This is a genomic window from Breoghania sp., from assembly GCF_030066895.1.
GTDB lineage: Bacteria > Pseudomonadota > Alphaproteobacteria > Rhizobiales > Stappiaceae > Breoghania.
On sequence record NZ_JASJAV010000001.1, the window covers coordinates 53,133 to 75,115 of the forward strand.

At 61.4% G+C, this 21,983-nt stretch carries 20 protein-coding genes, 2 tRNA genes and 7 pseudogenes; 14 read left to right on the plus strand and 15 right to left on the minus strand.

Annotation, left to right across the window (positions count from 1 at the left end):
• Positions 1-305: 305 nt before the first annotated feature.
• Positions 306-827 carry a CDP-alcohol phosphatidyltransferase family protein gene (locus QNJ43_RS00330; protein WP_300466448.1) on the minus strand — a complete coding sequence of 174 codons (522 nt, stop codon included), beginning with the start codon at positions 825-827 and terminating at the stop codon, positions 306-308.
• A gap of 627 nt (positions 828-1,454) precedes the next feature.
• Between QNJ43_RS00330 and QNJ43_RS00335 the strand changes: the two genes are divergently transcribed.
• Entirely contained in the window at positions 1,455-2,660 is a 1,206-nt protein-coding gene (locus QNJ43_RS00335) for a UbiH/UbiF family hydroxylase (RefSeq protein ID WP_300466450.1), read from the plus strand.
• 278 nt (positions 2,661-2,938) lie between these two features.
• Here the strand turns inward: QNJ43_RS00335 and QNJ43_RS00340 are convergent, their stop codons facing one another.
• A complete protein-coding gene (locus QNJ43_RS00340; RefSeq protein WP_300466452.1) occupies positions 2,939-3,364 on the minus strand; it encodes a PaaI family thioesterase in 426 nt (141 codons plus the stop codon).
• A gap of 136 nt (positions 3,365-3,500) precedes the next feature.
• On the opposite strand from QNJ43_RS00340, the pseudogene QNJ43_RS00345 reads away from it, so the two are divergent.
• The 3 genes and pseudogenes from QNJ43_RS00345 to QNJ43_RS00355 all read left to right on the plus strand — a co-directional run bounded on the left by QNJ43_RS00345 (position 3,501) and on the right by QNJ43_RS00355 (position 6,614).
• A pseudogene (locus QNJ43_RS00345) lies at positions 3,501-4,296 on the plus strand (enoyl-CoA hydratase).
• Between the two features lie 316 nt (positions 4,297-4,612).
• Positions 4,613-5,134, plus strand: a pseudogene (locus QNJ43_RS00350) (CoA-binding protein).
• A 199-nt stretch (positions 5,135-5,333) separates the two neighbouring features.
• Entirely contained in the window at positions 5,334-6,614 is a 1,281-nt protein-coding gene (locus tag QNJ43_RS00355; protein WP_300466454.1) for an O-acetylhomoserine aminocarboxypropyltransferase, read from the plus strand.
• Between the two features lie 241 nt (positions 6,615-6,855).
• Here the strand turns inward: QNJ43_RS00355 and QNJ43_RS00360 are convergent, their stop codons facing one another.
• The 3 genes from QNJ43_RS00360 to QNJ43_RS00370 form a co-directional block, all read right to left on the minus strand.
• The gene (locus QNJ43_RS00360) at positions 6,856-7,731 is read right to left on the minus strand and encodes a methyl-accepting chemotaxis protein (RefSeq protein ID WP_300466456.1); all 876 of its coding nucleotides are present in this window, start codon (positions 7,729-7,731) and stop codon (positions 6,856-6,858) included.
• Between the two features lie 4 nt (positions 7,732-7,735).
• The gene (locus QNJ43_RS00365; RefSeq protein WP_300466458.1) at positions 7,736-8,242 is read right to left on the minus strand and encodes a protoglobin domain-containing protein; all 507 of its coding nucleotides are present in this window, start codon (positions 8,240-8,242) and stop codon (positions 7,736-7,738) included.
• Between the two features lie 100 nt (positions 8,243-8,342).
• Positions 8,343-9,431, minus strand: coding sequence for a COX15/CtaA family protein (locus QNJ43_RS00370; protein WP_346432788.1), 1,089 nt, complete (start codon positions 9,429-9,431; stop codon positions 8,343-8,345).
• Positions 9,432-9,612: 181 nt separating this feature from the next.
• Here QNJ43_RS00370 and QNJ43_RS00375 point away from each other — a divergent pair, with 181 nt between their 5' ends.
• On the plus strand, positions 9,613-9,810 hold the full coding sequence (locus QNJ43_RS00375) for a DUF2842 domain-containing protein (RefSeq protein ID WP_300466460.1): 198 nt from the start codon (positions 9,613-9,615) through the stop codon (positions 9,808-9,810).
• On the opposite strand, the gene QNJ43_RS00380 is transcribed toward QNJ43_RS00375, so the two are convergent.
• Both QNJ43_RS00380 and QNJ43_RS00385 read right to left on the minus strand, forming a co-directional pair.
• Complete coding sequence (locus tag QNJ43_RS00380) at positions 9,785-10,162, minus strand: hypothetical protein (protein ID WP_300466462.1); 378 nt, start codon at positions 10,160-10,162, stop codon at positions 9,785-9,787. The genes QNJ43_RS00375 and QNJ43_RS00380 overlap by 26 nt on opposite strands.
• Before the next feature lie 46 nt (positions 10,163-10,208).
• Positions 10,209-10,487: a hypothetical protein gene (locus QNJ43_RS00385; protein ID WP_300466464.1), complete on the minus strand. Its 279-nt coding sequence runs from the start codon at positions 10,485-10,487 to the stop codon at positions 10,209-10,211.
• Positions 10,488-10,662: 175 nt separating this feature from the next.
• Here QNJ43_RS00385 and QNJ43_RS00390 point away from each other — a divergent pair, with 175 nt between their 5' ends.
• From QNJ43_RS00390 to hspQ, 4 genes and pseudogenes are all read left to right on the plus strand, one after another.
• Positions 10,663-10,794 carry a hypothetical protein gene (locus QNJ43_RS00390; RefSeq protein ID WP_300466466.1) on the plus strand — a complete coding sequence of 44 codons (132 nt, stop codon included), beginning with the start codon at positions 10,663-10,665 and terminating at the stop codon, positions 10,792-10,794.
• 15 nt (positions 10,795-10,809) lie between these two features.
• Positions 10,810-11,604: pseudogene (locus QNJ43_RS00395) on the plus strand (lauroyl acyltransferase).
• A gap of 150 nt (positions 11,605-11,754) precedes the next feature.
• Positions 11,755-12,771, plus strand: a pseudogene (locus tag QNJ43_RS00400) (CoA ester lyase).
• Between the two features lie 157 nt (positions 12,772-12,928).
• A pseudogene (gene hspQ, locus QNJ43_RS00405) lies at positions 12,929-13,250 on the plus strand (heat shock protein HspQ).
• Between the two features lie 381 nt (positions 13,251-13,631).
• Here the strand turns inward: hspQ and QNJ43_RS00410 are convergent.
• The 7 genes and pseudogenes from QNJ43_RS00410 to QNJ43_RS00440 form a co-directional block, all read right to left on the minus strand.
• Positions 13,632-13,952, minus strand: a complete 321-nt coding sequence (locus QNJ43_RS00410; RefSeq protein WP_300466468.1) for a lipid-A-disaccharide synthase N-terminal domain-containing protein — start codon at positions 13,950-13,952, stop codon at positions 13,632-13,634.
• Positions 13,942-14,675 (minus strand): annotated as a pseudogene (locus tag QNJ43_RS00415) (glycosyltransferase family 2 protein). Before QNJ43_RS00415 ends, QNJ43_RS00410 begins: the two are co-directional and overlap by 11 nt.
• 4 nt (positions 14,676-14,679) lie before the next feature.
• Positions 14,680-15,459 (minus strand): phosphatase PAP2 family protein, encoded by a 780-nt coding sequence (locus tag QNJ43_RS00420; protein ID WP_300466470.1) that lies wholly within the window; start codon positions 15,457-15,459, stop codon positions 14,680-14,682.
• Positions 15,453-15,686 (minus strand): hypothetical protein, encoded by a 234-nt coding sequence (locus tag QNJ43_RS00425; RefSeq protein ID WP_300466472.1) that lies wholly within the window; start codon positions 15,684-15,686, stop codon positions 15,453-15,455. Before QNJ43_RS00425 ends, QNJ43_RS00420 begins: the two co-directional genes overlap by 7 nt.
• Entirely contained in the window at positions 15,683-16,198 is a 516-nt protein-coding gene (locus tag QNJ43_RS00430) for a hypothetical protein (protein ID WP_300466474.1), read from the minus strand. Before QNJ43_RS00430 ends, QNJ43_RS00425 begins: the two co-directional genes overlap by 4 nt.
• A 100-nt stretch (positions 16,199-16,298) precedes the next feature.
• Complete coding sequence (locus tag QNJ43_RS00435; protein ID WP_300466476.1) at positions 16,299-16,472, minus strand: hypothetical protein; 174 nt, start codon at positions 16,470-16,472, stop codon at positions 16,299-16,301.
• Between the two features lie 161 nt (positions 16,473-16,633).
• Entirely contained in the window at positions 16,634-17,458 is an 825-nt protein-coding gene (locus tag QNJ43_RS00440; RefSeq protein ID WP_300466479.1) for a phospholipid carrier-dependent glycosyltransferase, read from the minus strand.
• Positions 17,459-17,780: 322 nt separating this feature from the next.
• Between QNJ43_RS00440 and QNJ43_RS00445 the strand changes: the two are divergent.
• Both QNJ43_RS00445 and QNJ43_RS00450 read left to right on the plus strand, forming a co-directional pair.
• A pseudogene (locus QNJ43_RS00445) lies at positions 17,781-18,023 on the plus strand (metallophosphoesterase); the annotation flags it as partial.
• Between the two features lie 49 nt (positions 18,024-18,072).
• Complete coding sequence (locus QNJ43_RS00450; protein ID WP_300466481.1) at positions 18,073-18,597, plus strand: metallophosphoesterase; 525 nt, start codon at positions 18,073-18,075, stop codon at positions 18,595-18,597.
• Positions 18,598-18,814: 217 nt separating this feature from the next.
• Here QNJ43_RS00450 and QNJ43_RS00455 read toward each other — a convergent pair whose 3' ends face one another.
• Positions 18,815-19,936, minus strand: coding sequence for a DUF2336 domain-containing protein (locus QNJ43_RS00455; RefSeq protein WP_300466483.1), 1,122 nt, complete (start codon positions 19,934-19,936; stop codon positions 18,815-18,817).
• Between the two features lie 1,247 nt (positions 19,937-21,183).
• On the opposite strand from QNJ43_RS00455, the gene QNJ43_RS00460 reads away from it, so the two are divergent.
• The 3 genes from QNJ43_RS00460 (at position 21,184) to QNJ43_RS00470 (ending at position 21,815) form a co-directional block, all read left to right on the plus strand.
• Positions 21,184-21,260, plus strand: a tRNA-Pro gene (locus QNJ43_RS00460).
• Between the two features lie 67 nt (positions 21,261-21,327).
• The gene (locus QNJ43_RS00465) at positions 21,328-21,633 is read left to right on the plus strand and encodes an ETC complex I subunit (RefSeq protein ID WP_300466485.1); all 306 of its coding nucleotides are present in this window, start codon (positions 21,328-21,330) and stop codon (positions 21,631-21,633) included.
• A gap of 105 nt (positions 21,634-21,738) precedes the next feature.
• Positions 21,739-21,815 (plus strand) — tRNA-Arg (locus QNJ43_RS00470).
• Positions 21,816-21,983 lie beyond the last annotated feature (168 nt).

Here is a 21,983-nt window from a genome sequence, read left to right on the forward strand (position 1 = left end):
CACCGCTCCGTATGCCGGGCGCGAACCTGAAAAGACAGATGTAGCCGCGCTAGGCCGACACGCTCAAGCCGTCAGCGACGATGAGGGAGAGGTTTCATGTTTGGATTTGATGCGGCGAAGGGAAGATGGAAGGACAGGTCTTCTATGGGGCCGATCCTTCGAGACGGCGTCTGCGACGCCTCCTCAGGATGACGTTATCGAGTGGTTGGCTTTTACGATGCGAGCTACACACACAACGTCATCCTGAGGAGCGCTCGCAAGAACGCGTCTCGAAGGATCGGTCACACAAAGGATATTCCCCGCGATCAGTCCTCGTCGCGACCGAACAAGGCATCGGCGAGCTGGAACAGGGCCCCGATCACCAGCAGGTAGATGCTGGAGGCCGCGAGTCCGATCCAGGCGATCCCCTCTGTGCGAGCATTCCGTCGCGCGCGGCGACGAAAGCGCAGACCAGCCACATGATCGCGACCACCAGCGTCCGCATAGGATTGCAAGTCGGGGAACGCGAACAGCACGAAAACGAACATGTTCCACGTCACGGGAAAGCCGCGGAAGCAATTGTCCGGCAGCTTCATGCCCTCGTAGGCGAAATAGAGCGCACCGGAGACGACCACCAGACCGGCGGCGATGAGGTTGTAGGACGTACTCATCAGCCCGACGGTCGCGATCGCGAAGGCCAAAAGCAGAACGTAGGTGGCGTAGTCGATGACGAAATCGAGCGCGGCGCCGGACCACGTCGGCAGGCGTTCGGTCACGTTGACCGCGCGTGCCAGAGGTCCGTCGACGCCGTCCACCACCAGGGCGACGCCCAGCCATGCGAACATCATCGGCTAGCCCCCGTCCGCTGCCGCGACTATTGCAAGCAAGGCCCACAGCGCGCCGGAGGCGGTCAATATGTGAACGGCGAAAGCCAACCAGGTCGATTTTACGACGTCAGCAGTGTTCTCGTGTGGCTGCGTGGCCATTTCACTTGCTTTCCGAGGATACGTATCCTTTGCTCGATCGGAGCATCCTGCGTCCTAACGGCAACCGAACCGCCACACCAGCCCTTTTGAACCGGTCGGCTTTTGAACTCTTATATATCTTCACTCGGAAGATTGTTTGATCCAGGTCGGGCACCGTTCGTACCGGCGCTTGTTTCTATGTCTTCGCATTGCTGGAGCCCGCCGTCGATCAAAACTTGCACGGATGAGGGAACATAAGCCCAATCGGGCTTTGAAACCCGGGTAAAACCGACCCGAACGCGCCGCCCCACGGTAAAATCGCCACAGCGACGAGAATGCAAGTTGTAAGTGAGTCGCGCGCACCGATCACGACACGGTGCTCTTGTCGAAGTGGGAGAGCTGACCTAATCCTTCCAGCAAGACCCGCAAACCCCGTGTGCGCCGGGACGCGATGACGTGCGACCAAGGCACACGCCGGGCTGCGAACACGGATCAGGAAGGATGGAGAAAATGGAAAAGGCAACGCCGGAACCGGTGGACATTGCCGTCGTCGGATCAGGCCCCTCAGGCATGATCGCGGCGCTCCTGCTTTCCCACCTCAGCTTCACAACGACGCTCATTGGCCCCGCGCCGAAACCGGATGCGCGCACAACAGCGCTGCTCGATGCCTCTGTCTCCATCCTGAGCAATATCGGCGTGTGGCCACAGATCGAACCAGCCGCAGCGCCCATGCGGCGGATGCGTCTGATCGACGATACCGGACACCTGATCCGCGCACCGGAAGCGCTCTTCGATTGCAGCGAGATCGATCTGGAAACCTTCGGCTACAATATTTTAAACAATGACCTTAATGCAGTGCTTCAAAAAGCTCTCGGCGCATCCGACGTCACGCGCATCGAGGCATTTGCCGACGCGATCCGGCCGGGCAGCGACGCCGTGGAGATCGATATCGCCGGATATGAGGCACCGCTCCGCGCCCGCCTTCTGGCGGCAAGCGACGGACGGGAATCGCGGGCACGCGATGCGGCCGGCATTTCCGTGCAGCGCTGGCGCTATCCGCAATCGGCGCTTGTCGCCAATCTCGCCCACGACCTGCCACACGACGACACCTCCACGGAATTCCACACCCGCCACGGCCCCTTTACGCTCGTGCCGCTGAAGGGCAACCGGTCGAGCCTGGTGTGGGTCGGCGCCCCCAGGGAGATCGAGGCATTGGGCGATCTCGACGACGACGCCTTTGCCCAGGCGGTCGAAAAGCACGCCAAATCCATTCTCGGCCGCATGCGGTTTGAAGGCGGACGGCAGGCCTTCCCGCTGTCGGGCATGAAGGCGCTGACGGTCGGCGCAGATCGCATCGCGCTCGTCGGAGAGACGGCGCATGTCTTTCCCCCGATCGGCGCGCAAGGGCTCAACCTGTCGCTTCGCGACGTGGCAGCCCTCGGCGATGCCTGCGCCCAGATCCGCAAGGACCGTCTCGATATCGGCAGTGCGGAAACGCTCGATCGCTATGCGCGTGCCCGGCGCGGCGACATCGACACGCGCATCTTCGGCGTCGACGCCCTCAACCGCACACTTCTGGCCGATTTCCTGCCCGCCCAGATGGCGCGCAGCATCGGTCTCTACCTTGCCGGTCGTGTCGGCCCCTTGCGCCGCCGCCTGATGCGCGAAGGCGTCAACCCCTCCTCCGCGCGCGTCGGCCGGTCCCTGCAGATGTGAGGAAACCGGGGCGGAGGTTTGGTGCGGAAGCCCATCCTTCGAATGGTGATCACGCGACACGCCACGGGCACAATTGTCATCCCCGCGAAGGCGGGGAACCAGCAACCACAGGATCGGGTTGTGGCGCCCGGACCTCGCACGTCTCTGGAATGCCGGATCCCCGCCTGCGCGGGGATGACAGTCAGGGGTAAGGCGTGCGCATTTCAAGCCGGTCTTTAAGAAGGTCCAAAGGCCCTCTCAAAGGATGGGCTTTCCGCATCGCACGCACTCCCCCCCCGTCAGCGCGGCGGGATCGAATACGTGGCCGTGGCGTGGGCGACGATATCCTCGTGCCCTTCGGAAACGATGGAGCACTCCGTCACCGCCAGCCACTTGCCGAGCTTCAGCAGCCGGCACATGCCGAGCAGATCTCCCGGATCGGGTTTCTTCAGAAAATTGATATTGAGGTTCGTGGTCACTGCCAGTGCAACCGGCCCGATATGGGCGAAGATCACCACGTAGGACGTGAGATCGGCGAGCGCCATCATCGTGGGGCCTGAAACCGTTCCCCCCGACCTCAGGTGGCGATCATAGGCATGGAGGCGAATCATCACCTCGTTGTCGGTGATCGATTCGACCGAATAGGCCGGCCCATCGTAGTTGATTTCGGGAAATTCCCTGTCGAGAAAGCCGGTGACTTCCTCCCTCGTCATCACGGTATCCATCGTTCCTCCCTCAAGTGATCGGCATTCGTTGTTTTGCGCATATGGGAGACAATCGCGGCCCGTTTCGCAAGCACCTTGAGAGACGAAGCGACACGATGTGCGCTATAAGACGCAAAACAGGAAGGGAGACGCACCCATGGCCGATGCCGCCACCACGCTACCGAGCGCGCCGCTCAAATCCTCGCTCGAAGAGGGAATTATGCGCCTGACGCTGAACACGCCGGAGCGCATGAACGCGTTGTCGGAAGCGATGATGGCCGCCCTGTTCGCCGCCCTGACCAATGCCGCCAAGGACAACACCGTGCGCGTCGTGGTCATCGATGCGGTGCCGGGCAAGGTCTTCTGCGCGGACCACGACCTGAAGGAGATGACCGCGGACGCAAATATTTTTCCGAAGTCACGAGCCGCTGCTCGAAGCTAATGCAGCAGATCGTGACGCTCCCCAAGCCCGTGATCGCGGCCGTGGCCGGTGTGGCGACGGCAGCCGGATGCCAGCTCATTGCCTCCTGCGATCTGGCGATCGCCACCGACAAGGCGACCTTCTGCACGCCCGGCGTCAATATCGGACTGTTCTGCTCCACGCCGATGGCGGCGCTGACGCGCAATGTGTCACGCAAGCAGGTGATGGAAATGCTGCTGACGGGCAAAAGCAGCGACGCCTCCACCGCCAAGGAATTCGGCCTCATCAACCGCATCGTACCGTCGGAATATCTCGACACGGCGGTGATGAAATACGCCGCCGTCATCGCCTCCAAATCGCCGCTGACCCTGAAGATCGACAAGGAGGTGTTCTACCGCCAGGCGGATTTCCGGTGGAAGACGCCTACGACTATTACGCCGACGTGATGGTCGAAAACATGCTGGCCCGCGATGTGGAGGAAAGCATCGGCGCATTCCTGGAAAAACGCGCGCCCGAATGGGAAGGCCGTTAGGCCTTTTGCACGAAGGCGGGGTGATCGTTTCCACCCCCATTTGGCCTCCCGAACATTTGTCATCCCCGCGAAGGCGGGGATCCAGCATTCCAGAGGCGCGCGAGGCTTAAGCACCACAACCTGATCTTGGGGGTACTGGGTCCCCGCATTCGCGGGGATGACAGTCAGGAGCAAAACGTGCTCCTCGCGCAGCGCTAGCGGCATTGTAGCCTCCACAAAGACCTCTTCAAAAACCACTCCCCCATCCAGACACCTGGCCGAATTTACTTAAAGCCAATAGCGTTACCCCGCCTGAGCAAAGCGGGGTTCGAGATCTTTGGCGAGCGACTTCCACTATTCAGACGAGACGATCCGCACCATTCTCGACGAGGTGAAGACCATTGCCATCGTCGGGGCAAGCGCTAATCCCGTCAGGCCGAGCTTCTTCGTCCTGAAATACATGATCGACAAGGGATACACCGTCTTTCCGATCAATCCGGGTCAGGCGGGCAAGGAAATCCTCGGCCGCCCGTGCTTTGCGACGCTCGCCGACGTGCCGGGCCCGGTGGATATGGTCGATATCTTCCGCGCATCCGAAGCCATTCCCGGTATCGTGGAGGAAACGTTGGCGCTACAACCAAAGCCGAAAGTCGTCTGGATGCAGCTCGGCGTCGTTCACTAGGGGGCGGCGATGCGGGCTAAAGAGGCAGGGCTCAAGGTTGTCATGGACCGCTGTCCGAAGATCGAATACGGCCGGCTTTCCGGCGAGATCGTCTGGATCGGCGTGAACTCACGCACGATTTCGGCCCGCAAACCGACCCTGCGCGCAGGCTTCCAGCATCGCGACCTGCGCAAATGAAACGGCGAACCCCCCTGTGTACCGGAAAAACGATTTGCCGCTTTTAACCGCTGAGGGGAATAACGTGCTTCGATTTCAAGGCAATAAAGCGACATTTTTCACCACGGCAAGACTTTCAAAACGCACCGGCCGCGATCCACGGTCCCGAACCGATTGTTGCATCGCGCACGGTGGAGAAACGACAAGGGAACCGACCTTCATGACAGACAAGACCCCGGGATTTTCCACCCTTTCCATTCATGCCGGAGCGCAGTCCGACCCCGCCACCGGCGCGCGCGCCACGCCGATCTATCAGACGACTTCCTACGTCTTTGACGACGCGGACCACGCCGCCTCGCTGTTCGGACTTCAGGCCTTCGGCAACATCTACACCCGCATCACCAACCCCACGACCGCAGTCCTGGAAGAGCGTGTGGCAACCCTTGAAGGCGGCACCGCGGCGCTTGCGGTGGCCTCGGGCCATGCCGCGCAGATGCTGATCTTCCACGGCCTGATGCAGCCGGGCGACGAGTTCGTCGCCTCCACCAAGCTCTACGGTGGCTCCATCAACCAGTTCAGCCATTCCTTCGAGAGCTTCGGATGGAAGGTCAAATGGGCCGACCCGGACGACATTTCCTCCTTCGAGAAGGTGCTGTCGCCCAAGACCAAGGCCATCTACATCGAGTCGATCGCCAATCCCGGCGGCATTGTCACCGACATCGAGGCGGTTGCCGCCATCGCCAAGAAGGCGCGCGTGCCGCTGATCGTCGACAACACGCTGGCCTCGCCCTACCTATGCCGCCCGATCGAACACGGCGCGGACATCGTCGTCCACTCGCTCACCAAGTTCATGGGCGGGCACGGCAATTCCATGGGCGGCGTGATCATCGATGCGGGCACGTTCGACTGGTCGACCGACGACCGCTATCCGATGCTCTCCCAGCCCCGGCTGGAATATAACGGCGTGGTGCTGCACGAGACTTTCGGCAACTTCGCCTTCGCCATCGCCATGCGCGCCCTCTCCTTGCGCGATCTCGGACCGGTTCTGTCGCCCTTCAACTCCTTCATGCTGCTGACGGGCATCGAGACCCTGCCGCTGCGCATGCAGCGCCATTGCGACAACACGCAGGCTGTCGCCGAGTGGCTGGAAAAGCACCCGAAGGTCGATTGGGTTTCCTATGCCAGTCTGGAAAGCAGCCCCAACCACGAGCTGATGAAGAAGTACTCGCCGCGCGGCGGCGGCGCGGTCCTGACCTTCGGCATCAAGGGCGGCTATGACGCGGGCGTTAAATTCGTCCAGAGCCTGCAGCTCTTCTCGCATCTGGCCAATATCGGCGACACGCGCTCACTGGTGATCCACCCGGCCTCCACCACTCACCGCCAGCTCACCGACGAGCAGAAGGTCGCCGCCGGCGCCGGTCCGGAGGTCGTGCGCCTCTCCATCGGCCTGGAGGACGTGGAAGACATCATCGGCGATCTCGATCAGGCCCTGCACGCCTGAGAGATCTGACGTGCCGAATTGAAAGGCGCGTGGGCCCCGGCCCGTGCGCTTTTTCTTTGCGCGGATGAGAGGCCCGTCCCCGCCGCCTCCCCGATTTTCCTTCCGTCATCCCCCGGCGAAGTCCGGGGGATCCAGCACGTTCCCCATATGCCGTTGCCTGCTGGATTGCCCGGACAAAGCCGGGCAATGACGACAGAGAAAGCAGGAGGAAGGACGACACGCCTCTCCGACCCGCGAAACATTACGCGGCGCGAATCCGCTCGAAAAACGTCGTGATCTCCTTGCGCAGCGCGCCGACCTCACCGTCGACCGCATCGACCGATCCGCCGACTTCCTCGCTCGCCGCCAGAGTGTCCCCCCCGGCGATCGAACGCAATTCCTCCAGGTTGCGCGCCACGTCCGTGTTCGCGCCCGCGGTCGTCTGCATGTTCTGCGAGATATAGCCGATCGCCGTCATGTTGCCCGCAATCGACGAGCCGACCTCGCCGGAAATCTCCGAGATCTCCATGGTGGAGGTGACGATGCCCTCGATCTCGTCCACCGTGTGCGCCGTCGCCTTCTGGATGGCGTCAATCTGACCGGCGATTTCCTCGGCGGCGTTCGAGGTCTGCTCCGCAAGCTTCTTCACCTCCACGGCGACGACCGCGAACCCGCGTCCGGCCTCGCCCGCACGTGCGGCTTCGATCGTCGCGTTGAGCGCGAAAAGGCTGGTCTGCGCCGCGATGTCGTTGATCAGTGACAGGACCGAGCCGATCCGGTCCGCGGCATGGGCCAGATCGCGCACCGTGGTCCGCGTGGCAGTGGCGCACACGTGGCTTTCCTCGGTAAGCTTTGTCGCCTTGTCGGACTGCTCGCTGATCGCCGCAACCGCGTAGGTCAGTTCGTCAGAGGCTTGCGCACTGGCGGAAACGCCCTCGCTGGCCAGAGCGATCTCACGTCCCACCCCGTCGACCATCGTCTTGGTTTCGTTGGCGACGCTGTCGAGCATTCCGGCCATGGTGCGCATCACGTCCATGACTTCCACAATCCGTGACAACGAGGTCTCCGTCACCCCTTCCAGTACCTGGATCGCCTCTTCGCGCCGCGACATGCGCTCCCGGCGCGCCTCCGCGTTCATCTACTCATAAGACCGCGAACGAGCGATCGAGATCGAGCATCACCGCACGCCCGATCGCGCGGGTGGCGGCCATCGCCCTGTTTCCGCCGATCAAGCCCGGACGGCCGACGATCTCCATCAGTTCGAGCATAATTCTCTGATAGCCGGCTATGTACCAGCGCGGCGCCATACCGACGCCGTAATGCGCCTCGCCAATACGCACGATGCTGGCGACATGGTCTTCGCCGAAGCTGTGATTGAACATCAGGTTCCAATGCCGCATCTGCGCCTTTTTCAGGCCGCCGACATCCACGCGAACCATCGACCGCGTTTCATCGAACATGTTCAGATATTCGTAGAACCGGTCGAGAATACCCGGCATTTTCGAAGAGATCCACTCCCACACCTGCGCCAGCGTGCGTCGATCCTCAGGCGAGAACGAAGCAAAGGACAGCCGGTTGGCAATATCCAACTGATCTTTTGTATCTTTTTGTGTTTCTAGTAAATTGCAGCCTCTCAACCGGTGTTTCAAACTTTAGTTGTTTTTACGTAGGAGGATTTGAAAAAGATGTTAACTATACCGTTACCTTAAACGGTTTTTCCGCGTCAGCTTCAAAATAGCGCAAGTCGTTTCAACTAATACGCGCATCTCTCACTGCGTAAAACCGCGCGGCATGTACGACAAGCACCATCAATACGATGACGGCCAGCGCCTGGTGCGCCAAAGCAAACCCGAACGGCACGACGAGCAGCAGCGTCGCGATGCCCAGAACGGCCTGGGCAAGGACCGCGCCGACCGCATGGGCGGCCCCTGATTTCAGCAGCCGCGGCGCGACATCGCTCTTCCGCGTCGCCCACCAGTGCCACAAGGCCAGCGCCAGCAGCAGGTAGGCGTCGCAGCGGTGCTGGAACTGCACGGTGGTGATATTCTCGAAGAAGTTCACCCAGGCCGGATCCATCATCATCAGGCCGGAGGGCACGAGATCGCCGTCCATCAGCGGCCAGGTGTTGTAGGTCAGCCCCGCATGCAGCCCCGCCACGAGCCCGCCCAGGAAGATCTGCACGAAGGCAAGCCCAACCAGCACCAGCGCTCTACGGCGCCCGGGAATCGGTTCGACGGGCAAGCGCTCGTCGCCCTGCGCGCCCAACCGTTGCGCGAGCCACAGCGCATAGGAAAGTATTCCGGAGGCAAACGTCAGATGGACCGCGAGCCGGTACTGGCTAACATCGACCCGGTCGACGAGCCCGGAGGTCACCATCCACCAGCCGATCGCCCCCTGAAAGCCGCCCACGGCAAAGAGCAGCACGAGCCGCGGTTTCAGCCAGCGCTCGATACGTCCGGTCAACCAGAAGAAGACGAGCGGCACGAAGAAGACGAAGCCGACGAACCGACCGAGAAAGCGGTGCGCCCATTCCCACCAGAAGATGCCCTTGAACTCGTCGAGGCTCATGCCCTTGTTGACGCGCTCATATTCGGGAGAGAGCTTGTATTTCGCGAATTCCTCGTCCCAGTCTGACTGGCTGAGCGGGGGAATGACGCCGTGGATCGGCTGCCATTCGGTAATGGAGAGGCCGGAATCGGTCAGCCGCGTCGCACCGCCCAGCATTACCATGCCGAAAACCAGCGCGACGATGACATAGAGCCACAGCCGCACCCACACGCGGCCGCGCTGCGCGGGCGTGCGTTCCATTGTCTCGTTCGCGGTGATCTCAGCGCTCACCGTTTTCTCCCACTCTCCCGATATTCCTCGTCGCCCGGCGCATGGACGTAGCCCGATCTGCGCCACACGGCAAGACGAAAGCGAGTACGGCTGCTTCGGGGCTCGACTTGACGCCCTTGGGGAAGCTACTTAGAGCGCGGCCGGAACGCCCCCGGTTTCCGCCCTTCGCGAAGGATCTCCCATGCCGCCGCTCAAACGCCTGTTCGGAACCATCTTCCTGGTCGTCTTCGTGGTCGTCTACGCCTTCTTCGCGGCGGTGATCGGCGACATGACCATGCAGAACACCTCCGAACTCGTGCGTATCGCCTATTATCTCGTCGCCGGGCTTTTGTGGACGATCCCCGCCGGCGCGATCATCTGGTGGATGTACCGGAGCTGAGGCGCGATCCGCTCCTCAAGAGCCCTGTCTCACAACCCCGGCAACAGGTGTTGGTGATCGCATAAAGAAAAACCCCGTCACCGTGACGACGGAGAGCAAGCGCGCCGAGCAGCACCACGGCCGAAGCGCGCTGAACGTAGGTCTGATAGGCCGTCGCCACGATGAAGAGATGGGTCAGAATCTGGCGCAACACGCCGAAAGCGGCCTTTCGAAATCCGACTTTTTCCGTTCCCCCCAGCGCCATCATCAGCGGCAACAGGGTGAACAGCAAGATATTGTCGAAACAGAAGATCAGCGCCGTCGGCACGGCGGCCGAAGCGCCCAGAGTGGCAAGCGTGATGCCCGGCCCCATATATCCGACATTGGAATAGCCGCCCGCTATGCCCTGAATAGTCGCCTCACCAATCCGCCCCGTCTTGATGATGCCGAAGCAGAAGGCCAGCGCGAAGGCGCAATAGGTGGAGAAGGTGGTGGTCGCAACGTAGTTGAGATTCGCCAGTTCCTCGATCGGGGTCTTTGCAAGAAGCTGTAAAGAACGGCGCCGGAAGGGCGAGATAGAGGATGAAGAAGTTCATCCATTCGAGCCCGGCGGCGGGAATGGAGCGCACCTTGCCGGAGAAATAACCCAAGAATATCTGTCCGAAGAACGGCAGGGCGAGGGAGATGACTTCCTGCATGCGGGAATAAATCCGGTGGTAAGGCGAAGAGAACGAGGGAGCGAAGCCGGTTCGCATCGTGGTTGCGGTTGCGCTTTCCGGCCGGGTCGGGGTATCCAGAATTGCCTAACGGGTTCGTGCCGTTAGATCAATTAGACGACAGGCCCGCGAAAGAACGGGCCGAACGAAAGACAACATGGCTCAGCACGCCCTCTCTCCCCTGATGAAACTGCGCTACCGCGCCGAATACGTCCTGCTGCGGCTTGTCGCCGGGCTGATCCGGCTGATGCCCGTGGAAACGGCTGCGCGGGTGATGGGCCGGGCCTGACGGCTGATTGCGCCGCTGACGGCGCGCCACGCCCATGCGCTGGAAAACATCGAGCTCGCCTTCCCCGACATGCCGGAAGCCGACCGGGAAAAGCTTGCGCGCGACATGTGGGAGAATTTCGACCGGATCGTGGCGGAAACATTCCAGCTCGGTCGGCTCCACGCCCAGCGCTACCGCTACACGTTCGATGTGGAGAACGCGCGCCAGGACGTGGCAAAGAACGGCGGGGGAAACGTCGTCGCCTCGCTCCACACCGGCAACTGGGAGATCATCGCCTAACCGGCCCCGATGGTCGGGCTCGATACGGCCGGCGTCTATCAGGCGCTGAAGAACCCCTATGCCGACGCCTATCTGACCGCCCTGCGCGAGCGCTATTTCCCCGCGGGACTGTTTTCCAAGGGCCGCAGCACGGCACGCAAGCTCATCCACCATGTGCGCGAAGGCGGCGCCATCGCCTTTCTCGGCGATCTGCGCGATGTCCGCAGCGTGGAAGTGCCCTTTTTCGGTCATCCGGCCTGGGCGACCCCGTTTCCGGTGATGGTCGCGCGCACCTACGGCCTGCGGCCGATCATCTGCCGCACGATCCGCAAGGAAAACGCACACTTCCATTTCGAGGCCCGCGTCCTCGACATCCCGCGCGACGGCGACAGCCAGGACGATATCGTTGAAGGCACTGCCCGCATCCACGCGCAGTTCGAGGAATGGATTCGCGAATATCCCCACCAGTGGATGTGGATCCATCGCAAATGGGCCGAGCCGAAACACAAGAAGCGGAAGCCCGCAATCGCGGCGTACAAGAGCCACGACTGACGCGGTTCATTCGATCATCCGGGTGCCAACGGCGTCCCCTCGTCTCCCCCCTTTCGACGCATTTATGACCTGCACAAAAAGCGCTATACCTAACGGCACATAGCTATACCTAACGGCACATAAAAGCCGCAAACGGGGGGAACCGTTCGAATGAAAACACCGCGCGCCTTTTACCAACCGCTCGCCATCGGAGCACCCGCACCCTATCGCGAGCTGCCGGCCCGGCTGGAGCGGATGATCCATTTCGTACCGCCGCATGTGGAGAAAATGCGCGCCAAGGTGCCGGATCTGATTTCCAAGGTCGACGTGGTGCTAGGCAATCTGGAAGACGCCATTCCCGCCGATGCCAAGGAAGCGGCACGCGCCGGTTTCATCGCCATGGGCCGCGACAACGATTTCGGCGCAACCGGCCTGTGGACGCGCGTCAACTGCCTCAACAGCCCGTGGTTTCTCGACGATATCATGGAGATCTTGCCCGCGATTGGCGAGAAGCTCGACGTGGTGATGCTGCCCAAGGTGGAAAGCCCCTGGGACATCCACTATCTCGACCAACTCCTTGCTCAGCTTGAGGCAAAGAACGGCATTTCAAAGCCGATCCTGATCCACGCGATCCTTGAGACGGCGGAAGGCGTGAAGAACGTGGAGGCGATCACCACCGCCTCGGCCCGGCCGATCTCGCGGCCTCGCGCGGCATGAAGACGACGCGCGTCGGCGGATGACATCCGGACTATGCGGTGCTGTCGGACCCGGAAGGAAACGCACCGCGCACCGCCTTCCAGCAGAACCTGTGGCACTACACGGTTGCCAAGATGGTCGATGCCTGCATGTCGGCCGACATTCGAGCCTTCTACGGCCCCTTCGGCGATTTTTCCGACGCGGAAGCCTGCGAGGCGCAGTTCCGTAACGCATTTTTGATGGGGTGCGTGGGGGGCTTGGTCGCTGCACCCGACGCAGATCGATATCGCCAAGCGCGTCTTCTCGCCGGAACCGGACGAGGTCGCCTTTGCCGGCAAGATCCTGGATGCCATGCCGGACGGCGCGGGCGCTGTTATGATTGACGGAAAGATGCAGGACGACGCCACCTGGAAGCAGGCCAAGGTGATCGTCGACCTTGCCCGCCGGGTGGCCGAAAAGGATGCGGATCTGGCGCAACGCTACGGTTTCTGACCCGTTTGGGATATTTTCGACGGGTTGACACCTGACCTTCGGCGTGTCCTCTAGGGCGCCCGAAACGAACCTGAATTTCTGGACGCCGGACGTTGCCCCTGATAGGTCCATGTCCGGACGTTTTATTTTGCGTGGAGAGTGAGATTTGATTGAGAAGATCCGATCGGCCAAATACAGGATCGGCCAGGTCGTGCGCCACCGGGTTTACCCGTTTCGCGGCGTGATCTCCGACGTCGATCCTATTTTCGACAACACCGAGGATTGGTACGACTCCATCCCCGAGGATATCCGCCCGCAAGGATCAGCCCTTCTATCACCTGCTCGCCGAAAACGAGTAGAGCGAGTACATCGCCTACGTTTCCGAGCAGAACCTCATCTCCGACACCACGGGCGAACCCGTGCACCATCCGCAGATCGACGAGTTCTTCGACGTGATGGAAGACGGCAGCTACCACGCCCGCGACGTGGAAATTCACTGAGAGTGATGTAGCGCGGCGCTGAGCGTGTTCGCGAGCGACAGTGCGGAGGCCCATCCTTCGAGACGCCCGCTTACGCGGGCTCCTCAGAATGACGTTGTGTATGCTGCCCGCGTCTGCAAAACCTTCAGCACGATAACGTCATCCTGAGGAGCCGTCGCGAGACGGCGTCTCGAAGGATGGGCCCAGCGCACGACCATTCCCGACGCCTGACCTCAAGCAGTCATCGCCCCCGCTCTCTCAACCGTCATCCCCCGGCGAAGTCCGGGGGATCCAGCACTCACCGCACATACCGCCGCCCGATGGATTGCCCGGACAAAGCCGGGCAATGACGACGGAGAGGACATTAGCCCAAGCGCCCACTCACTCTTCCGGCGGCAGAGCCTACTTCTTCTCTCGGAAGATGAAGTAGAGATTACGGAAATAGATGATCAGTCCCAAGGCCTGACCGGCGATGAAGACCGGATCCTTGCGGATCAGCGAATAGACCAGCAGCAGCGCACAACCCGCCACGGAGAAGAACCAGAAGGCCACCGGAACGATCGACTTGCCGACCCGCTCCGAGGCAATCCACTGCACCACGAAGCGCATCATGAACATGGCTTGCGCGACGAATCCGAGGATCACCCACACGTCGAACTGAACGACGAACACCTGATGCACCCATTGCGCCAGGTCGGCAATCCACCCACAACTACTCACCATCTTGCGAAATCTCCAAAACGATAGGCACGGACTTACGGCGGCGGCGCAGCCACCACACGCCGAACAGGTCCAGAATTCCGATCAGCGCGCGATCGAACACGCCGTATTTCGAGACCCCGTGACGGCGCTCGTGGTCGACCACGTCCACATGCACGATCCCGTAGCCCTCGCGCATGACGAGCGCAGGCAGGAAGCGGTGCCAGCTGTCGAAATAGGGAAGCAGCAGGAAGATCTCGCGCCGCACAGCCTTCAGCCCGCAGCCGGAATCCCGCGTGTTGTCCTTGAAGATCGCCCCGCGCAGCTTGTTGGCGAACCGGAATGCGAACCGACCGCTTGAAGGCGTTGGCCTTGCGCCCCACACGCTGCCCGGCAGCGAGCCCGACGGACGGTCCGGCCGCCGTCAGCGCATCGACAAGTGCGGGGATATAGGCCGGATCGTTTCTACCCGTCGCCGTTGATCGTGGCAACGATATCGCCGTGGCGCACCGGGCGCAGCCACGGCAAGGTGGCGGCAAGCTCCGCCAGCATCCGGTCGGTGCCGTCGGAAGACCCACCGTCCACGGCAATCACCCCGAAGGCGCGGCCGTCGAGTGCTGCTCGAATTTCCTCGATCAACCCCGGCAGATTGCCGATCTCGTCCTTTGCGGGAATGACGACCGAAACGGCAGGCGTCTCCGTCACGAAGGCCCCTCCCGTCAACGCGCCGTCGGCCGATGCGGGCATCGCTTTATCGGTCATCGGATTGTGTCTCGTTGTCTTTGGACCACACGGACTCCAGGTGCTCGCCTCCGAAGAAGCGGGCCCGGGCGAGCACGCGACCAAGGTTTGAAAATGCGGTTGCGATCGCACGGCCGAGCATACGGCTGCCGACGATCGGCTTTATTCCCTCGCCCGGTACGGTGGCGAAACCAAGACGACGCTTAGCCATATACCGCGCCGTCCACAAGGTGACAGACATACCGAGCAGGATTCCGGCGATCACATCGCTTGGATAATGCGCCCCCACCATGATACGCGAGGCCACCAACCAAAAGCCGCAGACCACGATCAACCATAGAAGGTTCGAGAAGATCAGGCACAACGCGGTGGCAAGAGCGGCAACCGTCGTGGCGTGGCCGGAGGGAAAGCTCACGTAGCTATTGGAGAAGTGGAACATGTCGAAGCCGAGCGGCCCAACGCTGTCGAACAGTTTCGACCGCGGGCGCCCGATGATCCGCTTCAGAACCAGTGCGATCAGTCCGCTTGAGGCGACGGAGAAGAAGATGAAAGCGCAATAGGTCCAGATCAGCGACAGGCGCAGGCGGAAGTTCACCTGCTTCCAGTCGATCGCCATGGTGAGGAGCAGATAAAGCCCCGTCGACCACAGGATCCAGTTCGACTTGCCAATATCGGTAATGGCGCGGAAGAACTCGACACATTCGCGCGGCAGCGAATGAATCCAGGGATGGGAGGGACGATCGAGCAGCAGCGCGGCGAGGCCAACGGCGAGAAGCAAGATGGCTAGCAAGTTCTGAGGGCGCAGGCCGCGCGGCAGAGGATCGATGGCGCGGTCGGCGCGGCCATTTCGACGGCGCAGGTTGTCGCGAAGCGTTGCCAGTTGGCGCGCATGCGTCGGCCCACCCGCGCCAGGCGCGCGCGACGGTCGCCCGTCGCCGTGCCATCCGGCACCTCTTCACCCGCCGCCAGCTCGTCATGAACGCGGCTTGAAATGCCGTCGGATTTCGTTTCGTTCACGGGTCCGTCCGCTTGTAAACAGCAATATCCAGTTGCCACCCGCCATTGATATTCACTCCCTCTACCCGAGACGACAGGGTAAGCGCCACCCCTTCGGCCTTTGCCGCATCAAGGAACTTGCCCTCATACCGGCTTTCCACCGCCGCGACCCGGCAAGTCCCCTGCCCGATCCACGTGGCCGCCTCCTCCGCATTGCTGAGCTGCGTGCCCGTTGCGGTGAGGAAGATGAAGTTCGGCTCGTTGAAGTCGACGGAAAAGATTTCAGGTTCCGGACAATCCGTCGCGGCCTTCGTCGCCGCAGCCAGACGGGAACTGACCCAGATCGGCGTAAGCACTGGCATGGCAAAGCCCCACACGCCCGCAAAAAGCAGGATCGCCGTCAACGCGGCGCGCGGCACCGCATTCACCGCCGATCCCTTCACCAAGGCGCGTGCGACACAGATGCCGACGACGGCGGCAAAGACCGCCAAAACCGCGCCCGGAGGCGCGACGGCAAAGACGACCGGCACCACGGCCAAAAGGATTGCCGAAATACGCGGGAGCGGGCTTGTCGGCCCGGATCACCAGCCCGTAAGCGGTGAGCGTGGCCAGGGCCGGCAGCAGCGGCATGGTTTAGTGGGGAAGCTTGGTGGCAACCAGCTTGAACACGATCCAGCTCGGAATCGCCCAGGCGAGGCAGAACTGCACGACCGTCGCCTTGCGCGCCCACCAGATCGGCGCAATCGCCATCAGCGCGAAGGCGGGCATCGGCCAGAACGTGCCGAACATCGCGGCCAGATGGATCAACGGCAGCGCGCCGTGGCTTTTCTGTCCCTGCCCCAGCTTGGCGAAGAGATCGCGCCCCAGCGCCTCCTGGAAGAAGGCTTCCTTGATCGCGATCCCGATGAGCGGCCGCAGGGATTTCAGTCAGCGCACGCGCCGGGTGAAAACCGCCAGCGCCACGATCGTCAACCCGACGACCATCGGCGCAACCGGCCCTTGATCAGGATGCCGAGCCCGAGCGCGATCCAGAAGGTGAGAACGAGCGAGAGCGGTTGCTTTGGTTTGCCCGACAGCCAGATGCGCGCAAGCGCGCCCTGACTGGCGACGATGGTGGCAAGCAGCATCGCATCCGTCTTAGCAAGCCGCGCCTCCACGCCAACGACCAGCGCCAACGCGACGAAAAGCGCGGCAACCAAGGCCTGCGGCGACCCGGTAAAGGCGCGCGCGGCCCAGAAGGTCAGCAAAACGGCGAGGATCGCGCCCGCGATGGAGGACAGCCAGTATACACAGATCGGCGCCTCGGCGTCATAACCGGTCACTTTCGCGGCTGCGGCCTGCAACCAGTAGATGCCGACCGGCTTCTTGTAGTGGACTTCCTGCTGGAAACGGATGTCGCTGTAATTGCCCGTCTCCAGCATCTGCTTGCTGGCCTTGGCGAAACGAGGCTCGTCGCGGTCGAGCGGCGGCACCGTCCAGAAACCCGGCAGAAACGCGGCAAGCATGACGATGACCAGCAGAAGCTGTGCAATGCCCGAATGACCGACGACACGCAGCCAGCGCGGCGGCAAGGGCGTACCCGCGCCAACATCCGGCGCAGCAGCGGGCGCCTCGCCAGATCCATCCGGCGCGCTCTCGGTGTCATCATTGTCAGCTTCAGGGGCAGCTTCGGGAGTCCCCTCGGGGGCTGCTTCGCTACCGGCTTCGCGTGCGGGATCAGAAGCAACGTGCTCCGCGTCCCCTTCACCGTTTGCCTTGTCCCCGTTCTTCGGGGCGTTATCGGACTCGCTCAAAACCCGGCTCCGGATAGAATGTCGCCGCGCACAAACAGGCGATCGGGCTTCTCCTACAGGATGCAGCGCAAAAGATCGATTCCCGGCTTCGTCCTGCCCCCCTCACCTCATGCGGTTTGTCTCTCTAGTCGGGAATGACAATCGAAGGCAAAGCGCGCGCATTTCAGGTATCCCACCCAAAGAGCACCACCTCCACGTTCACGCATCTGTCGTGCGGCAGGCCTAATCGGGTGGCGTATCGCGTCGATTGGTGCACACTGAGGCTTCGTCTTCCTCTCACCCTTCGGCCGCCCCGGCTTTCCCACCAGCCTCAAAGACGTCCATGACGCTTATCGCACAAATCACTGACCTGTACCTGAAGCCACGCGGTGTGGCGTGCTACCGGGTCAGCGAGACCAACATGCTGGCAGAGCGCGCCGTTCAGGCTCTGAAGGCGCTCGATCCCGTGCCCGATGCCGTTGTGGTGACGGGCGATATCGCCGATCAGGGTGACCCGCGCGAATATGTCGTCGCACGCGAGATCTTCGCCGCACTCGACATCCCCCTCTACCTGCTTTCTGGAAACCACGACGACTCGGCCGCTTTGAAAGCCGCTTTACCCGGTCACCCGGGCCATGGACCATGGCCCGGCCGACCGTATCCGCTATGCCGCAAGGATCGGGGATATCCGCCTGATCGCGCTGGATTCATCTGTTCCCGGCTCCGGCCACGGCGAACTCGGCGCCGCGCAATGCGCCTGGCTGGACGAGACCCTCGCCGCAGAGCCGGATGTGCCCACCGTCATCGCCGTCCACCATCCCCCGGTCCTGACCGGCATCCTGCACATGGACGCGATCAACCTGCGTGACGGAGATACGTTCGCAGACATCGTCGCCCGACATTCTCGGGTGAAGCGGATCATTTGCGGCCACGACCATCGCGGCATCGTCGCCACCTGCAGCGGAACGGTGGTGACCATCGCCCCCGACGTCACGCATCAGGTCGTCCTCGCCCTGAACGAGGGCGCCCCGACCCAGTTCAATTTCGAGCCGCCCGCCTTCTATCTGCACTACTGGACGGCGGAAGCGGGGCTGGTCACCACACCGCCTACGTGGAACGTGCCGACGGCCCCTATCCCTTCTGGGCAGGCGAAGGCGTAAGCTGGCCGGGTTGAAAGACGAAATTCTCGGACCGCGCACGGCGAGCCCCTCGCGTACGCCCGAAAACGGCAACGCGCGCGCATGCACAGTTGTCATCCCCGCGACGGCGGGGATTCAGTAACCACAGAATTTCGCTCACAGAATAAAGAAGCCAGCCGCACGGAGTGCTCGATCCCCGCCGTCGCGGGGATGACAGCCTGGGGCTAACGAGCGCTCGTCAGGCAGCGACAGCCGCCGCCTTAGCGCGTTTGCCGTCGCCCTTGGAGACGACCTTGCTGCGCTGGGCTTCGCGAATCATCAAGACGGTACGGCGCGCATCTTCCTGCAGCGTACGGCTGAACGAATCCGCCAGAGCTTTGGATTCGCTTTCCGGCCGCCCCACCCGCTTGCAGATCAGGCGGGCGAAGGCACAGAAGCCCTGCATGCCCATGTTCGTCGCCCGGCAAAGCACCACGACGGACGAAACATCGCTGTGCAGAAGCGAGCGCTTCAACGTCGCCTCGTCGATGCGCACGAGACGCGCCAGAAGCCAGATGCAGTCGCCCAGACGATCTTCCATCGTCAGTTCGCTGATCACGGAGTCGATCGTGCGACGTCCGTCGGGAATCGCGTCGTAGAGGGTGTCGCGCTCAAGCTGACGGTGCGCGCTCTCCTTCATCCCCTCCTCGATCATCAGCGAGGCGCGGCGGGCGGCCTCCTTGAAATGACCTTCCTCGACCAACGAGGCGAACGCCCCGAGCCGGGTACGCAGCTCATCGGTCAGCGAGGCGCACAGATCCCGCGCAAAGCCGTCTTCGTCGCGCCCGCGCTCGGCCAGATTGTGCTGAACCTGAGGATCTTCACCGCCGCGGTTGAGAAGATGGCCCAAGCCCGCCATGGAGAACCGCGCCCCGCGGTTGGCGGCCACCTTGCGCAATACTTCCGTACTGCCGACTTCCGTCAAGGCGTCGGTCACCGCCTCACCGATCGCCGGACGTGCCGCGATGGTCAGCCGGTGGGATTCTCCGCGCGCACGCGCGATCTCGGCCAGATCGTCGTCGCGCAGAAGCGGAGATATCTGCAGGATTGGCATCGCGACGATCGCATCGTCATTGGCAAGCGTGAGCACCAGATCGCGGTCGACATGTTCCGAGCACGCGATTTGATCGGCGATATCGGCGCGGATCTCGTCTGCCACCTGGTCCAGCACCTTGGCGACCACATCGCCGAAAAGACGCTTTTCGATATCGCTCGGGATGTGGCTTTCCTCGAAGAAGACGTCCGAAATCGCCTTTACAAGCCGGGTGCGGCTCCGTGCGCTGCGGTCGCGCGCCAATTCCACCAGTTTAGATACCGGCATGTTCTTGCCCCTTCATTCACCGCCGTATACCCGGATTTCATGCGCAATATTAGAATATTAGAGACACGAGCGTGCCATAAACAACTCGTTATTATTTTTCATCGGCAAACAAATCCTAACGCTCGATAGTAATCTCATTTAAAAAATCTCGAGATTGTTCAAAAACATATATTTTACACAACATTATTACATATACTCTATTGCCATTTTCAAAAACTACAGGTTTTAATTAAAATAATATTCAGTTCTCGACGATTCGTTATTTGATGGAGGCCTCAATGTTAAGAAATAGACGCCTCGATAATATTAAATATATTATCTATAAATTCGATCTTGTCGCGACAAAGCCGCCTGAGGATTCGCTGTTTTTCAAGATGTGGAACGCATCGGAGCCGATCGGTCTAGCCGCTTACGAGTTGCCTTTTCTCCAGGGCATCAAGGGCGGAGATCTCGATCCGAACAAATAGCCTATTACTGCTTCAACGGCTTACTGCTTCAACGGCGCGAACGACTACGCGGTTGCCGCGCGGCGCGCACCAGACAACCCCCCGCTGAAGGATTTCCTGCTTTACAAACAGCAGAGATACGCGAAATACAACGCCACCTTCCCCGACACCTGGCATCTGAACGGCGTCTCGAGCATCGCACCGCCCAAGGCGGTCACAATCTACGTGCGCTACGAGAAGATGCTGACGCCCGCCTATTGCCTCGCCTTGCGAATATCTCTGGTACTAGCTGGCGCACAATATGGGGCAGCCCGCCCCGACCAATATCTACTCCTAGATCACCGGGAACGACTATGCTGACGGCGCCTATGTCATGGGCAACGTACTCGACGCCTATCAAAAGAACCACCCGGATGAGGTGAAGGCCGACCAGGCAGTCTGACTCTACCAGTTCGCAACCTATTGCGAATACGCCGACTTCGCCGCAGGAACGGGCACCAAGGCCAAGAAGTCGAGCGCGTTCTCCATCTCCCCGCCCTCCGTCGGATCGGATCCCGGCTGGACGGATCTCGATATGTTGTATCAGGAATTCGAAGTCGGCGGCTCCGCCTGAACCGGGCGCGAATTTGCCCCTGAACACATGCTATCCTGCCGCAAGATTGGAAGGAGGCAGCCACAGGCTCCCTTCGCGCGCATCCCGCACGCGCGAGAGTAAAGAGGCTTATTTGTTCACATTCCCCCGGTTTGCCCGATTGCGCGGTTTTCGCAAAACGTCTAGATAACGCAAGCGGATCAGCCGCACGGGGTATGGCGCAGTCTGGTAGCGCACCTGCTTTGGGAGCAGGGGGTCGCAGGTTCGAATCCTGCTGCCCCGACCAACGGCTTCCGGTCGATTACGAGACACGGCCGGAGGTCAGAATTATCGGCGAATATTCGGAGACAGTCATGGTCGCACGCATCTATCGTCCCGCCAAAACGGCGATGCAGTCTGGCAAGGCGAAGACGAAACGCTGGGTACTCGACTACGAACCGGAAAGCGCCCGCGAAATCGAGCCGCTGATGGGCTACACCTCCTCCACCGACATGAATGGGCAGATCAAGCTATTCTTCGACACGAGCGAGGAAGCGATTGCCTATGCCAAGGCCCACGGCATCCCCTACCGGGTGAAGGAAGTGCATGAGCGCAAGACCCGGTCGATGGCCTACGCGGACAATTTCCGTTACGACCGCCTCATGCCTTGGACGCACTGACCCGTCCACTCCCGACATCCACCGGATTTACCCTGACGCAGCGAGACTTCGCCGCGCACATATGGCACTTTGAACGAGGCGCGGGATTTGCGCACCGCATTTGCCGGCCCCGTAGCTCAGCTGGATAGAGCAACGGCCTTCTAAGCCGTTGGTCGCAGGTTCAAATCCTGCCGGGGTCGCCATATTTTCAATGGCTTAGCTCTCATCTTATTTTTCAAAAGTCTCAAAATGACCTTTGGTTTCAGACTTTTAGCATCGCGCGTGTTCTCACGCAGCCGCTAGAGACGCTCCGATTTGAGAATTGGCGCCACGTCCTTGTAAGCGCGCAGCACAACACCCTCGTGCCGAGC

Excerpts from the sequence above, each read along its gene's own strand:
- QNJ43_RS00330 (WP_300466448.1), bottom strand. The coding sequence starts at position 827 with ATGATGTTCGCATGGCTGGGCGTCGCCCTGGTGGTGGACGGCGTCGAC.
- QNJ43_RS00335 (WP_300466450.1), top strand. The coding sequence starts at position 1,455 with ATGGAAAAGGCAACGCCGGAACCGGTGGACATTGCCGTCGTCGGATCA.
- QNJ43_RS00340 (WP_300466452.1), bottom strand. The coding sequence starts at position 3,364 with ATGGATACCGTGATGACGAGGGAGGAAGTCACCGGCTTTCTCGACAGG.
- QNJ43_RS00355 (WP_300466454.1), top strand. The coding sequence starts at position 5,334 with ATGACAGACAAGACCCCGGGATTTTCCACCCTTTCCATTCATGCCGGA.
- QNJ43_RS00360 (WP_300466456.1), bottom strand. The coding sequence starts at position 7,731 with ATGAACGCGGAGGCGCGCCGGGAGCGCATGTCGCGGCGCGAAGAGGCG.
- QNJ43_RS00375 (WP_300466460.1), top strand. The coding sequence starts at position 9,613 with ATGCCGCCGCTCAAACGCCTGTTCGGAACCATCTTCCTGGTCGTCTTC.
- QNJ43_RS00380 (WP_300466462.1), bottom strand. The coding sequence starts at position 10,162 with ATGGGGCCGGGCATCACGCTTGCCACTCTGGGCGCTTCGGCCGCCGTG.
- QNJ43_RS00385 (WP_300466464.1), bottom strand. The coding sequence starts at position 10,487 with ATGCAGGAAGTCATCTCCCTCGCCCTGCCGTTCTTCGGACAGATATTC.
- QNJ43_RS00390 (WP_300466466.1), top strand. The coding sequence starts at position 10,663 with ATGGCTCAGCACGCCCTCTCTCCCCTGATGAAACTGCGCTACCGCGCC.
- QNJ43_RS00410 (WP_300466468.1), bottom strand. The coding sequence starts at position 13,952 with ATGGTGAGTAGTTGTGGGTGGATTGCCGACCTGGCGCAATGGGTGCAT.
- QNJ43_RS00450 (WP_300466481.1), top strand. The coding sequence starts at position 18,073 with ATGGACCATGGCCCGGCCGACCGTATCCGCTATGCCGCAAGGATCGGG.
- QNJ43_RS00455 (WP_300466483.1), bottom strand. The coding sequence starts at position 19,936 with ATGCCGGTATCTAAACTGGTGGAATTGGCGCGCGACCGCAGCGCACGG.
- QNJ43_RS00465 (WP_300466485.1), top strand. The coding sequence starts at position 21,328 with ATGGTCGCACGCATCTATCGTCCCGCCAAAACGGCGATGCAGTCTGGC.